14 protein-coding genes are annotated in these 13506 nt (G+C 55.9%); 5 read left to right on the forward strand and 9 right to left on the reverse strand.

Features of this window, described 5'->3' with window-relative positions; translation table 11 throughout:
* Positions 1-17 precede the first annotated feature (17 nt).
* Positions 18-545 (reverse strand): flagellar basal body protein, encoded by a 528-nt coding sequence (locus AC5Q5A_RS07050; RefSeq protein ID WP_232308331.1) that lies wholly within the window; start codon positions 543-545, stop codon positions 18-20.
* Between the two features lie 159 nt (positions 546-704).
* Between AC5Q5A_RS07050 and csrA the strand changes: the two genes are divergently transcribed.
* From csrA to fliP, 5 genes are all read left to right on the forward strand, one after another.
* A complete protein-coding gene (gene csrA, locus AC5Q5A_RS07055; RefSeq protein ID WP_120226358.1) occupies positions 705-971 on the forward strand; it encodes a carbon storage regulator CsrA in 267 nt (88 codons plus the stop codon).
* 232 nt (positions 972-1203) lie between these two features.
* The gene (locus tag AC5Q5A_RS07060) at positions 1204-1620 is read left to right on the forward strand and encodes an EscU/YscU/HrcU family type III secretion system export apparatus switch protein (protein ID WP_493894799.1); all 417 of its coding nucleotides are present in this window, start codon (positions 1204-1206) and stop codon (positions 1618-1620) included.
* Positions 1617-1952 (forward strand): hypothetical protein, encoded by a 336-nt coding sequence (locus AC5Q5A_RS07065; RefSeq protein ID WP_493894800.1) that lies wholly within the window; start codon positions 1617-1619, stop codon positions 1950-1952. Before AC5Q5A_RS07060 ends, AC5Q5A_RS07065 begins: the two co-directional genes overlap by 4 nt.
* Before the next feature lie 183 nt (positions 1953-2135).
* Positions 2136-2522 (forward strand): FliO/MopB family protein, encoded by a 387-nt coding sequence (locus tag AC5Q5A_RS07070; protein ID WP_493894801.1) that lies wholly within the window; start codon positions 2136-2138, stop codon positions 2520-2522.
* Entirely contained in the window at positions 2519-3343 is an 825-nt protein-coding gene (gene fliP, locus AC5Q5A_RS07075) for a flagellar type III secretion system pore protein FliP (RefSeq protein WP_417837117.1), read from the forward strand. Before AC5Q5A_RS07070 ends, fliP begins: the two co-directional genes overlap by 4 nt.
* Positions 3344-3393: 50 nt before the next feature.
* Here fliP and AC5Q5A_RS07080 read toward each other — a convergent pair whose 3' ends face one another.
* From AC5Q5A_RS07080 to AC5Q5A_RS07115, 8 genes are all read right to left on the reverse strand, one after another.
* Complete coding sequence (locus AC5Q5A_RS07080; RefSeq protein ID WP_493894802.1) at positions 3394-4662, reverse strand: NAD(P)/FAD-dependent oxidoreductase; 1269 nt, start codon at positions 4660-4662, stop codon at positions 3394-3396.
* Between the two features lie 239 nt (positions 4663-4901).
* Positions 4902-6221 carry a tetratricopeptide repeat protein gene (locus tag AC5Q5A_RS07085; RefSeq protein ID WP_008890389.1) on the reverse strand — a complete coding sequence of 440 codons (1320 nt, stop codon included), beginning with the start codon at positions 6219-6221 and terminating at the stop codon, positions 4902-4904.
* Between the two features lie 99 nt (positions 6222-6320).
* Positions 6321-9791 (reverse strand): tetratricopeptide repeat protein, encoded by a 3471-nt coding sequence (locus AC5Q5A_RS07090; RefSeq protein ID WP_493894803.1) that lies wholly within the window; start codon positions 9789-9791, stop codon positions 6321-6323.
* A gap of 2 nt (positions 9792-9793) precedes the next feature.
* Positions 9794-10519 (reverse strand): OmpA/MotB family protein, encoded by a 726-nt coding sequence (locus AC5Q5A_RS07095; protein ID WP_008890391.1) that lies wholly within the window; start codon positions 10517-10519, stop codon positions 9794-9796.
* Complete coding sequence (locus tag AC5Q5A_RS07100) at positions 10516-11400, reverse strand: flagellar motor protein MotB (RefSeq protein ID WP_287445832.1); 885 nt, start codon at positions 11398-11400, stop codon at positions 10516-10518. The genes AC5Q5A_RS07095 and AC5Q5A_RS07100 overlap by 4 nt, the downstream gene beginning before the upstream one ends.
* Positions 11401-11411: 11 nt before the next feature.
* Positions 11412-12053, reverse strand: coding sequence for a protein phosphatase CheZ (locus AC5Q5A_RS07105; RefSeq protein WP_063087517.1), 642 nt, complete (start codon positions 12051-12053; stop codon positions 11412-11414).
* Between the two features lie 35 nt (positions 12054-12088).
* Complete coding sequence (locus AC5Q5A_RS07110; protein WP_008890394.1) at positions 12089-12475, reverse strand: response regulator; 387 nt, start codon at positions 12473-12475, stop codon at positions 12089-12091.
* Between the two features lie 219 nt (positions 12476-12694).
* Positions 12695-13423: a MotE family protein gene (locus AC5Q5A_RS07115; RefSeq protein WP_063087515.1), complete on the reverse strand. Its 729-nt coding sequence runs from the start codon at positions 13421-13423 to the stop codon at positions 12695-12697.
* Positions 13424-13506: the final 83 nt, after the last annotated feature.

The raw sequence follows: 13506 nt of genomic DNA on the forward strand, positions 1-13506 counted from the left end.
TACTCTCTAACGACAGGTTAAATGCGGCCAAGGGCCGAAATGAACATTGATTTCTGTTTGGCATACAGACGGGTCATGGTCTGATAATCGACCTGGTTTTCGTTCATCTTGACCATCTGTTCTTCAAGGATCACGGCGTTTTTGCCCGGTGCGACTTCATAGTTCTTGCGCACTTCCTCGTCCTTGAAGTTCTGCGGTTTGTTAAGACCCTGACTATGGCCCGGCGTGGTCGCCTGCATCGCAAGGATGAACTGGCGGTCGCGGCCGATATTCTTCGGGTCGAATTCCTTAAGATCGTTGGCGCGGTAGTTTGGCGTATCGGAGTTGGCAATATTCTGCGCGATGACTTCCTGACGCTGTGTCAGCCAGTCCATCTTCTCTTTGAGGTTGGCGAACATGCCAAGTTTGCCGATATCCATTTCCTGCTCCTTGTCTGCGCGTCTTGCAGTATTGAGTGCGCGGGTAAAGCCGAAGTTAACATCACGCCCTGATCGGACCCGGATCGTTCGAAGGGCCGTTTTTGCCGCCCCGATAAATCCTGCCAACACAAATGCACGTAGCGTGCCAAACATAAAAACAGCGTTGAATTTGCCCGCATTTCGTTCTAATCACTGCGGGTACTAGACCCCGAGTATGAAACCGGGCATATTGAGCTCATCTGACGAATTATATTTGTCATCTATCTATCGAAACCGGGACATTGCATGCTCTATCTCACACGAAAAGTTGGCGACTCCGTTGTCATTGATGACAATATTGAAGTCACTGTCGTTGAGGTGCGCGGCAAGACCGTAAAGCTCGGCTTCACCTTCCCCGAAGATGTGCAGGTTCTGCGTCGCGAACTTTATGATCGCATTCAGGAAGAAAACCGCTCGGCCGCTGTCAGCGAAGATCTTATTCGCCATCTCGGCACTGTCGGATCATCCGACAAGACCACCTCCGAGAAAAAGAGCGATTCCAGCGACGATTAGGCCGTATGCCTCCGCCCTGCTTATCGCTTAAATCCCCACCCCACTGACATCCCGCTTACAGACCATCTCAGCTCGATGATTATCGACTGTGTCATCTGACTGTCGTTTGCCCAACTACTCATCGCAGCGCTCGGCGACAACGATTTGTTGACCATCTTGGGTCTATGGTCGACGCTATCGAGGTTGATCGCCGCAGACTGGCACGGCAAACCGTCCTGAGTTGAAGAACCGAATGAGCGGGAAAAAGCCCACCTATGACATTACCGACACCCCGGCAAGCAGGACGGAAAATCTTGCCGCACCGGGTGCGCATGACCAAAAGGCGGTCGCGCTGCGGTATCGGCATGGGAAGGATAATGCCCCGACATTAAGTGCCAAGGGCGAAGGCAACGTTGCGGAACAGATATTGCAAGTCGCCTTTGCCAACGGCATCAAGGTCCGCAAGGACAGTGACCTGACCGAAATTCTGATGGCTGTCGATGTTGAAAGCGAAATCCCGCTTGAAGCCTTTGCCGCCGTCGCCGAGATTTTGAACTATATATACCGGATCAATCGCATCTATGGCGGTTCGTCGCGCAGCCAGTCCGATCCCGAAGATCAGATCATGGCCACACCAAATAATGACGTAAACGGGGAAGGCCCATCATGAGCCCAGAACAGTACAAGCCCGATCAGTTCAAGAACGACCTGAAGCGCGTCCTGTCATTGATTCGCACGGGACAGCGATACCTTGAAGACGGCAAGGTGGTTGAACTGGCAGCGCTTGAAAGCCGCATTGCCGATCTGTGCGAGAAGGCCCGTACCATGGCCCCGGACCAGCGCCAGGAAGTTGCCCCGTTGCTTGCTGCCCTGAGCGAGGAACTGGCAGAGTTCGAAACGCGCATGCAGCAGGAATATAGCGACATCCAGCGCCAGCTGCGCGGCATCAGCAACACCGCACAGGCAACAAATGCCTATGCGCAGGCCGCCCGCACGAAATAGGCCCTGGCCACTAAGGTGCTGATTTAAAACCGGCCCTTGAAACAGACCTTTGGCGGCAGCGCATGTGATGCTGCCTTGCCTGACCTTGCACGGCACGGTAAACAGAAACATGAAGACAGGTGATCGTTTCAAGATCAACCTGCCAACTGAGCGTCACAGGTTGTCGACGGGGAAAACTGCCTGATGGAACTAAGCGCCTATTTCCGGTTTGTGGCCGCCCTGCTTTTTGTGCTGGGGATTATTGGCGTATTTGCCCTTCTGGCACGACGGTTTGTACCCGGTGCGCGCAACATCAACCGCCGTGGTGTGAAAAGACGCCTGTCCGTTGTTGAAGTCGTCCCGGTCGATACCAAACGCCGTCTGGTTCTGCTCAAACGCGATGATACCGAACATCTTGTCATGCTTGGCCCGAATGGCGACACTGTGATCGAACGTAATATCGGCACACAATTCAGCGAAATCCTTGGCAATCAAAGCCTTGCTGATGAAATCCCCGCATCTTCGGATAGCTCAATCACAGCCAACAGCCCAAAAGACACCGATCAGACTGACAGGAATGCGCCTGCATGAACCGTGGCATCCCATCACCATCAGCACGCACCCAGGATGTGAAACCGGCTAAAACTGGTTGGCGCGCGCCGCGCTGGTTAACGCTTTGCGCAATCTGGTCGCTGATCCCGCTGATCGCCATCATGGCCGGCGGCGACACCGTTCATGCGCAATCATTCAACTTTGATCTTGGCGATGGTCCCGGGGTGACATCATCGGGACGTCTGATCCAGTTGATCGGCCTGATCACGGTTCTGTCCATCGCGCCGGCCATCCTGATGATGGTGACGTCCTTTACCCGTATTATCGTGGTTCTCAGCCTGCTTCGTACCGCCCTTGGCATTCAGCAATCGCCACCGAACCAGGTTCTGATCAGTCTGGCGATGTTCCTGACCCTGTTTATCATGATGCCGACCTTGGAACGCGTTTGGGACGAGGGTCTGGAACCGATGATCAATGGCAACATTGATGAATTCGAAGGGTTCGAGCGGTCCGTCAAACCGGTTCATGATTTCATGATGACCCAGGTCCGCGAACGTGATCTTCAGCTGTTCGTTAATCTGGCCGGGATCGAGGAAATCACATCCCCTGACGACATCCCGCTGCGCTCGCTGATCCCTGCCTTCATGATCAGTGAATTGCGCCGTGCGTTCGAAATCGGCTTTTTGCTGTTTATTCCGTTTCTGATCATCGACATGGTTGTCGCCAGTATCCTGATGTCGATGGGTATGATGATGCTGCCGCCGGTCATCATTTCCCTGCCGTTCAAACTGATCTTCTTTGTGATGGTGGATGGCTGGTACCTGATTGCCGGATCACTGGTCGAGAGTTTCGGCGGATAGGCCGACGGGCCAAAAACGTCGCATCTCAGACAACAGAAAAACAGCTTACCTCAGCTTTCGAGGTAATCCCGCAGGCGATAATACCAGATCGCAATCGTCGCATAGGCACGATGCATGTCATGGGCAATCAACGGGCTGATGTCACTGAACCGCAGGGGCAACGGCGTATCGGGTGCCAACAGGTTATCGGCAATTGCCTTGCCCAGTGACGTCGACAACGCCACCCCGCGCCCGTTATAGCCAACCGCCATCGTCATATTGTCCACCGGGCGATGAATATGCGGCAAATGGTCATAAGTCATGGCAAGACGGCCCGACCAGCAAAACTCAATCGGAACCGACTTCGTCCACGGATAATAGGCATGAAGTTCCGAGATGATCCCCTTGAAGGCCGCGCGACTGACGGGATCGGCAAAGGATCCCCGCCCCCCGATCATCAGGCGTCCGCCCGGACCAATGCGGAAATAATTGCCAATCCGGCGGCTATCGGAAACGGGTGTTTTGGTCGGTAGCACTGTCGCAAGCTGTTCTTCACTCAGTGGCGCTGTTGCCACCTGAAAGCTGTTTACCGGGATCAGGCTTTTGCGCAATTTCGGAAACAGGTCGCCGGAATAGGCGTTTGTCGCAACCACCAGATGGTCGCTTGTGATGGATGCCGTGCCATCACCAATCTCGGCATGCCATTTCCCGGAAATGCTTTTAACGCGCTGAACCGGTGCCGGTGCAAATACCCGACACCCTGCCGCTTGGGCTGCCCGCGTCAGACCGCGAATGTATTTCAACGGATGCAACTGGCCTGCCCGGTTATCGAGCCATCCACCGACAAGGCGCTGGCTTCCTGTAAGGGCCTGAATTTCGGCGGTATCGAGCATTTTGACATCTGCCCCGCGCGTCTGCCATTCGCGCATGCGGGTTTCCAACCAGCCAAGGTGATCGCGCTTGACCGCCCCCTGTATCCAGCCACTTGGCGTGGCATCGCAGTCTATGTCGTGTTCCTTGATCAGGTTGAATGTCGTCTCGGCGGTTTTACCGGCAAACGCGGTTGAGGATTCGCCATAAAGCCGGTCTATCTTGTCCGGATCGTGTTTAAGCCCCGGGATCACCTGCCCGCCATTGCGCCCGGACGCGCCAAAACCCGGCCGGATGGTATCCACCACAGTCACCGACGCACCGCCCTTGGCAAGCTGAAGCGCGCAGGACATCCCGGTGAAGCCGCCACCGATAACCAAGACATCGCAAGCGTATTCGCCTTCGGGCTTTTGCGTTTCGGGCGCGTTATTCGCGGTCGCTTCCCAGACCGACGTCAGATCATCTTGCATTTGGACCTCGGTCACGAAGCATTGAGGCGGAACTCGGAAATCAATGGGGTTAACGAACTGATTTTAAAACCATAACTCAATTCCAGATGGCATCAATGGATTAGTTCTGATGTATCGCGCGCCGTTGGTAACAACACCATCCCTCCAACCCGATCGGCAAATAAAAAAGCCGCCTGCAGCGCAGGACGGCTTTTGGTCTTCCCTAGACTTGGGCTTTGGCGCCCAACGGATATCCGGTCCTAGCCTTGGCGGCGGCCGGATTTGAAAACATCCTGTTCAAGCGGCTTGAGGCCGAAGCTGCCGCGACGCGGGCCGGGATTTTCCGCCACGTATTTTTCGGCTACCTTGCGTTCATCCTCGCTCATGCGGGCGTGGATTGCCCCCATTTCGCGCTGCGCCTGACTGCCTTCGGTCGGTGCCGACATTTTCAGCCAGTAATAGGCCAGAATATTGTCCTGTTCGACGCCACTGCCAATCGCATAAAGGCGTCCAAGTGCTGCCTGACCATTTGCCGATCCCTTGCGGGCGGCACGTTCATACCAGGTCGCCGCACGCACCATATCAACCGGTACACCAAGGCCATGTTCGTACATCACACCGATCAGGTGATAACCGCCCGGATGGCCAAGCTCGGCCAGATCCATGGCAAGGTCCAGTGCATTGGCGTAATCGGGTTCACGGTGCGGCACACCGAAAATCTGGATCTGGGTCATCTGATATTTCGCAGATGCATCCCCCTGATTAACCGCATGGCTCAACATCTTCCAGCCGCGGTCAAACAGTTTCAAATCCGATGAATGGCAGAAATACATCGCAAGGTTGGCCTGGGCATAGGCATCGCCTTCGCTTGCGGCAAGTTCAAACCAGCTGATGCTTTCGGCGATATTGCGTTCCGCGCCAAGCCCGACACCGAGGGCATAGCCAAGGGCCGATGCGGCCTCGACACTGCCGGCACGGGCCGCGCGCATGTTAAACTCGAACGATTTCGACGGATCGCGACGAACCCCGCGGCCTTCAAGATAAAGGTATGCCAGAACGCTGGCAGCAGACGGGTCATTCAGTTCGCTTGCGCGTTCGAAATAGGACACAGCCTTTTCGTCGTCCTGCGGCACGCCCCAACCGTTCAGATAGCAAACACCAAGGTTGTAAAGCGCTGCGACAGAGCCGAACTCGATCGCCTCTTCAAACCAGTGCGCCGCCGTTTCGGCATTCTCCTGAACGCCAAGCCCCTTGGCATAGAGATAACCAAGGTTGTTTGCCGATACCGGGCCACCAGCGGCAGCTTCTTCGTTAAACCAGTAGGCCGCTTCGCGGTACCATTGCTGGCCTTCGCCAAGATCCTCGGCAACGCCGAGTCCCTTGCTGCGCATATAGCCATAGCAAACGGCCGCAAAAGCACGGCTCTGTCTGTGAATTTGGTCAAGGATGCGGCGGGTCGCGGACTCATCACGCGGCATGCCGTCGCCCAGATAATGCTTTTGGGCAAGCGAAAGCTGGGCGAAAATGTCTTTTTCGACATTCGCCTCATCGTAATAGACCATTTTAAGTGCACGATCCATCACAGCACTACACTCTTCACCGCTCAAAAAAATCCAACAGAATCATAGCGCTTACACCCACTTTGGGCGAAAAAGGCGCCACGATATAGTTATTGAACGTTAATTTATAGCACTAAGCTGCGACTTTTCCAACTGGTCTCGATAGGTTGCAAGGAAACCTTGGAACTCTTCTACTTCGTCGACGCGATCGGCAAGCGTCCGGTAATCGATCAGGCCCTGTGTCGGCGAAGACGTGATCAAGCTGAACGCCTCGGCATAGGGGCTTTGGGCCATGACTTCGCCATAGCGCCGCTTGAGCATGTTAAGGGTGCGTTCCTGCCCGGCCATCGCCAGATTGACCGCCCAATTAAGCATGTATCGGCCACGCTCATCCGAGATACCGTTTTCATCGAATGGTTCTTCACCGACCAGACGCTGGAACGTCTCGGCGGCGGACATGTAATCGCGGGTGTTGCGATAATGGTCGATCCGCAACAATTCGGCATTGCGCGAATAGTCGCCTTCAAGCGATGCAATCGCCTCGACACCGCGATCCGTATCAAGCAGGGCACGCGCCCGAAGGTGTCGACGCTGGGTGGCAAGTTCGTCGGAAACGCCGGGCACTTCGGTCTCGTCGATGATGCGGATGGTTTCCTCGGGCTTGCTATCAAGAAGATACACCAAGGCCAGTCGCGCCCCGACCCGGGCTTTTTCCACACCGGTCAGACGGAAGTCGACCTGATGTTCCAGGAGTTCTTCGGCGCGTTCAAACAGTTCGACATCGACCATGCGGTCAGCGAGACGGCGAATAAGTTCGTCGCCCTTGTCACCTGCCGGGGTCAGTTCGCGGAACTCGTCATAAAGCGCAACCGCCTTGATCGCCGAGATATTATTGATTTCCTCGCCGAGATACAGGTTTTCGAAAGTCTTGTGCATCATGTCGGTCGCCTCGGTCGCCACCGGCATATTCGGGAAGAAGATCGCGACCTGACGCAGGGTATTAAGCCCTTCGCGGAAATCCTTGTTCTCGATCTGCAGTTCACCGATCCGTTTGAGCAACGCCATCTCGAACGCATCACCGCGCCACGCAAAACGCAGCTTCTGAAGCTGTTCGATCGCATCTTCGACCGTCAGGCGTTCAAGCCGCATCAGAAGTTCGGTGCGGTCAAAGATCGCATGCGCACGCGCCTTGCGGTTTTCACCCTCTGCCACCTGATCCCAGGTCGCAACAGCCTGTTCAAGCTCGCCGGCTTCTTCTTCGAAAATCCCCTTGAGGTACTGGATATCCATGATCTTGCTTTCGGAAAGACCCGGGGTCACCAGCATCTTTTCGATCATGTCCATGCCCGCTTCGGGGTTGCCGACGATCAACGCTTGTTCGGTCGCAATCGGCACCAGACGTGACAGCAATTCAGGCGGGTAGTAATCAAGGATATGAACACTTTCAAGAAGATCGCGCGCACCTTCGTTCGGACGCCCGCGCGCCGCCAGGGTCACCGCCCGCCAAAGCTGCATCTCGGGGATCTTGCGCAGGCGTTCATCTTCCAGCAGGCGTTCAGCCTCTTCATATTCCCGGTTCAGGAACTTGACCGCGGCCTTAAGTGCACGGAACTGCAAGCGCTGGGCAATCAGCGGATCATCGTGTTCCATGGCGGAAATCACAGCATCGGCTTCGGGGCCCAATCCGTTTGCCAGGTAATACTGGGCCAGATCAAGGCGCGCCTTGTTGCGATGCTCGTCACCGGATTCTGCAATCTTCCGGCGCAGCCCACGGATGGTTTTATTGTATTGATCCAGACCACCGCGCCGCCAGTCATCCAACTCGAAAATAAGACCTTCGCGACCATCGCCTGTCTGGGCGCGCACCCCGGTTGCCGAGGCCAGCAAACGTGCACCTTCCGGTGAGATATTAAGACCATCTTCGGCGGTAACAATCACGGCCTGCCCATCATCACGCCCTGCGACCTGCACGCTGTCATTCATCGGAGCAACAACCACGCCCTGAACGGATGGCAGAACTTCAAATTCCGGATAGCGCAGCGCAACCTCGATACCATAGCCGTTCTGGGTTGTGGTGGTCACACGCAGGGTGTCGCCGACTTCGGGATCATCAATCGGGATAATCGGCCCGACATCCTCAAGTGGTACGATCAGGCGCGCACGGGTCTGTTCGTCCAATTCAATCGACGGACCCAACTTTTCAACCGGCTGCATGATGCCTTGCTGCATGGTAATGCGCCAATCGCCCGTTTCACTCCGGCCGGTGTAAAGGCCGATGCCCTCGGGGATTGTCATGCGGACAATCGTTGCGTACGGGCTTTCGATCTGTTCGACAACGCCGATGATCTGGGCGGCCTGTTGGCGCACATTATCAAGGTTGAGATTGGCACGGACATCAAACGCCAACCACAAGAACCCGGCGCGCGACCATACCGCCGCCCCGCCCGGCTGACCGAACGGGAAACCAAGCGTCAGTTCGGTCGCGGTCTGATCAACAGAGACAACAAGATCGCCAATACTTTGCCGTTCGATCGGTGCCTGCCCATTGGTTCGAACCGTGCTTCCTGCATTCTGCGCGGCCTGGGCAAGGGCTTCGGGTGAGTTGGGGTCAAGCGCGCCCTCTTCAGACGTTGGTTCGGCTGCATCGGGAACGTCCGGCGCCGCATCTTCGTTCTGCGCAGTCGCAGACGGGGTTGCGGGCGCAGGCGGCGCTGGGGTTGTCACCCCGGCCTGTGGCGTGTCTGTCGTGCGGGTTTGTGCGGTGGTGGTTGCCGGGGCGCGCTGCACGCCCATGATATCAACCACGACCTTGTTACCAGACCGGAAATGGCGCAATTGTCGCGCCGGGGTCGTTTCGACAACGACATCCAGCGGATTGGTGTCGCCCTGGCGCACACGCACACCTTCGGGCAGGCGTCTTGAAATATCGTTGGCATTGATCCGGGCCGGCGCATCAAACGCGATGGTCTGCGCGCCTTGCGCCCCTTCAAGAACGTAATCGGTGCGGTTTGGCCAGTCAAACACCAGACGATAGAAGGTCGGATGGCGTCCGACCCGCACGTCAAGCTCCGCCAGTTCTGCCGGGTTATCGGCAACTGTTTCAACCGGCGTTGTCGGCGCCGGGGTTATTTCAGGGGTTTGGGCATCCTGCGCGGGACGCGCCGGGGGTGTCGGTACTGCGGGTGCCGGTGCGTCGGGTTTATCAAGGATATCCAGGACGACGTTGCTGCCGACGTTAAACGCGCGCACTTCGTAATCGTCACTCAGCACAAAGGCGATAGTGCGACCATCGGGATCAAAGAATGCATCGGAAATATAGCGCGAAACCGGCGTTAGAACACCGCGCAACGAAGCCACCAATGGCTGATCGAACCGCACGACCAACTGGTCGCCGATGATCTCGGCGGTGTAATTGACCGGCTCGTTCCATTGCAGAACAATTCGGCCATACCCGTTATGAAGCCCGGAGCGGATGATAACAGGGTCCGCCACCTGGGCTATTGCAGGGCGCATTCCGCTATAAGGCAAAACCATTGCCGTGGTGGTCGCAATTGCAACCGCCAGCAGGATGCGCACGGCAAGTTTCGCCATACTTACGTGCCTCCGATCCCGCTTCCCCCGTGAGGCTCGATTACAATGTCGACCCGGCGCGCCATTGCAAATCGCGCCTCCTCATCCAAGAGTTTGGGAAGCTGGTCGTATCTTGATGCCGCAAATCCGTAAATATTTATGTAATCTGTGTAACCGGATTGCTTTAACTCGTTGGCAACAGCCCCGGCACGGGCCAGCGAAAGTTCCCAGTTCGATGCATATTGCCCACGCCCGCTAAGCGGTCGCGGATCGGTATGCCCCTGAACACCGATACGGTTACCGATATTGCGCAACACCCCGCCCAGCACAAACAGCGCCTGTTGCGCCTTGGGTGTCATATCCGAACTACCGGCAACAAACAGAATATCACCCGGCAGGGAAATCACCAGTTTGTCGGCTTCGCGCGACATGCGCGCATCCCCAAGGACCGGGTTGTCATCAATCGCGTCGTCAATCACGGCACTGAGATAATCAAGGTTCATTGCCGGTTTGCGATACACACGCGGAATGTTCATGTTCGCCATCGGCTCGTCCGTATCTTCGACCGGCGACGGTTTGATCGATTGCGACAAGGCATCAACAACCTCGTCCCAGCGATCGATCTTGACCTTGGACATGGCGAACAGCATGACAAAGAATGTCAGCAGCAGCGAAATCAGATCCGCCAGACTAAGCATCCAGGGCGGCGGGCCCTTGACCTCTGGCTTGCGTGGTGCGTCTTCGCTCATCCGCCACCTCCCGATGCTTGTGGTCCAAGCGGGATCGGCTGGGAAATGGATGGCTGCGCGCCACCATTTGCCGGCGGGATCATGAATTGTTGTGGCGCGACAGCACCCGTCTGACCGTTCGATCCACCGCCATTCGCGCCAGAGTCCGGCGTCGTGGAGGTCGGCGTTGCGGCGGGCGTTTCATTTCCGTTGCCGTTACGATTGATCGGTTCCGGCGCTTCCTTGGGACCGAAATTCCAGAAAAAGCGGAACGTCACGATGAACGGGTCGGCACCCGGATCAATCCCGACAAAGAAACGGTCTTCGGGTGCGCCGACATCGGTCAGCTCGCGGGCAAATGATCCGGCCTGGGCGATCTGAAGATTGTTTTCGATCTGGATCGTGCCTTTGTCTTCGATCTGGCTGCCCATGACCATTTCCATCTCGTAGGAGGCATAACCATCGTCATCAGCCAGCACTTCGGCAAGCTGGCGCATGAAATCGGCCTGTCTTTCGCGGACCAGAATGGAATTGGTATCAAACAGCTGATCGACATGCATGATGACTTCCATCAGCTTGCCCGGCTGAATGACTTCAACCCGGACCACTTTGATGGCGGTCTCAAATAGATGCCCCAGCTTGTCCTGGGTTTCCTGCGCTGATACCGTTGGCCCCTCGATGGAGGTCACGGTCTGCAGACTGGTTGTCGGCGGGAGAATGGCCGCAAATGCCGAGGAAAGGCTTTCCTGCACTTCGCGGGTCTTGACCTCTTCAAAGGTCGAAATGGTATTGAGCAGAATGAAAAAGGCTAGCAGAAGAAGATAGAGCGCCAGAAACAACGCCACTGCCCCGTTTGTAGGGGGGGAAGGTGGTGTCGGTCCATCGTCCTCTATCTCCGCCATGATAACGCCACTTAGTTAAACATCGCGTCGATGTCGGCCTGCGTTACGCCTTTTCCTTCAAGCTGCGGACCGTTCAGCAAAGCCTCTTCGCCTTCCGGTTCTTTTTTCTTCCGCGGGTTGGCGGCAGCATATTTGGCGATTTCATCACCAAATGCCGTCACAAGCCCTTCAACCCGTTCTTCGATGGATTTCAGGGCCTTGATCACCTTGGTGGTGCGCTGGCCGGTGATATCCTGGAAGTTACAGGCTTCGTAAACGCGCATCGTTGCACTGGTCACGATTTCGGCCTGTTCTGGCGGCAGGGTGCTTGCGAATTCTTCAAGCGTGTCCATGGCATCAAGGATTTCATGCGTTGCCCCGGCGGTCGCATCGACGATGGCATCAAGCTCGTCGGTTGCGTTGGGGATATACTCGGCCTTGATATCGTCCGGACGAAGCGAGGCGATTTCCGATTTCATCTTGCGAATGATGCCGGAAAGCTCATCGAGCTCGCCAAACAAACGTTTCTGATCATCGGTCGGTTTATCGCCCATAAAGCGCGACAACTGATCCATCAGATCGGACAATTGTTCGACCTTCAGGTCATCACCGTCAAGGCGAGCCTGAAGATCATTCAACAACTGACGTAGTTCGTCTTTGGTCGCCTTAGACATAGCGGTATCGCGGGACACCTGCCCCGCGCTCCTGATCAGAAATCACCAATGACAGTCTTCATCTTGCCTTTCAACGTCTCTGCGTTGAACGGCTTGACGATATAGTTGGAGACGCCTGCCTTTTTCGCCATGACCACGTTCTCGGTCTTGGCTTCAGCGGTGATCATGATGAAGGGCATATCCTTCAGTTTTGCGTCTGCGCGGACTTCCTTCAGAAGCTGAAGACCGGTCATCGGCTCCATGTTCCAGTCGGAAATCACAAGGCTGAACGGAGCCTCACGCAGTTTGCGAAGCGCCATGCTACCATCGGTCGCTTCTTCAATATTCGTAAAGTTGAGCTGCCGCAGAAGGTTACGGATGATACGCAACATGGTTTTGTAATCATCCACAATCAGGATCGGCATATTCGGATCGACGGCCATTCACAACTCCATCAGCTATCTGATCTCCCACCCTTGCCTACCATACTTCCGCATAGTAACAAGGCCCCTAATAATCGTGATGTACCTATTTAATATTGGTTAATCAAGATGTTTAACCCACGATTAAATTCGCCACCACGTTGTCTTCGCTCAAAAATTCTCCCCCAACGGCCACTCTTTCCCATTCGGGCCGTGCGGTCAATCCTTTGCAGCATTCCGCTATTGAAGCGGTAACATGTTGATATCCTGCTTGTAGGCCAGCTCGGACGTCAGCGCGCGCGCACGGTCCGGCGTCATTTCTGACAGAACCGCTGCGGTGTTGGCTTCGCGCATGCCCAGTGCGACCTGCAGAAGAATATCCATATCAAGATCGTTCCAGATGCGTGCCGCATCTTTCGGCTTCATTTTTTCATAAACGCTGATCAGCTTTTTGATGCGATCGTCTTCCTGCGCTTCCTTGGTTTCGACCAGACCTTCGATGGCCGATTTAAGGGATTTCATTTCCTCGATCTTGGCATCGATGCGCGCTTCGGCGGCGGCAATCAGGCTTTCGCGTTCGTCAAGGCGCTGCTCCTTGCGGTCCAGCTCGACGCGGCGGACCGACAGGTTCTGCAACAGGTCAATTTCTTCCTGGGTGAAAAGGGTCGGGTCACCGCCCAGCATCGGCGGCACGTCGGGGTTACCCGTGACACCGTCAATCGGCTCACCTTCCATAGTAAGCCCTTCCGGGTTATCCAGACCCGGATCGCCATTTTCCGGTGTCGCGGCCTGTTCGGCGGCAGGATCGGGTGCCGGTGCCTGCGCCTGGGCCATCTGCACCACGCTGACACCTTTATTCTCTGCCGTTTCCGGCTTGGCGGAGTCATACGAAAACAGGTTGACCACCCGCATCGAAAGCACCATCACGCCAACCAGAACGACCAACGGCAGAATACGCACACCTGACATTCACACACCCAAGCATGTCGGCACAAAGTGCCCATGCTCCTTCCCGATTGATTTCTGTCCGTTCCAGTGGAACGGGATCCTAC

The organism is Thalassospira sp. CA1 (assembly GCF_059052855.1).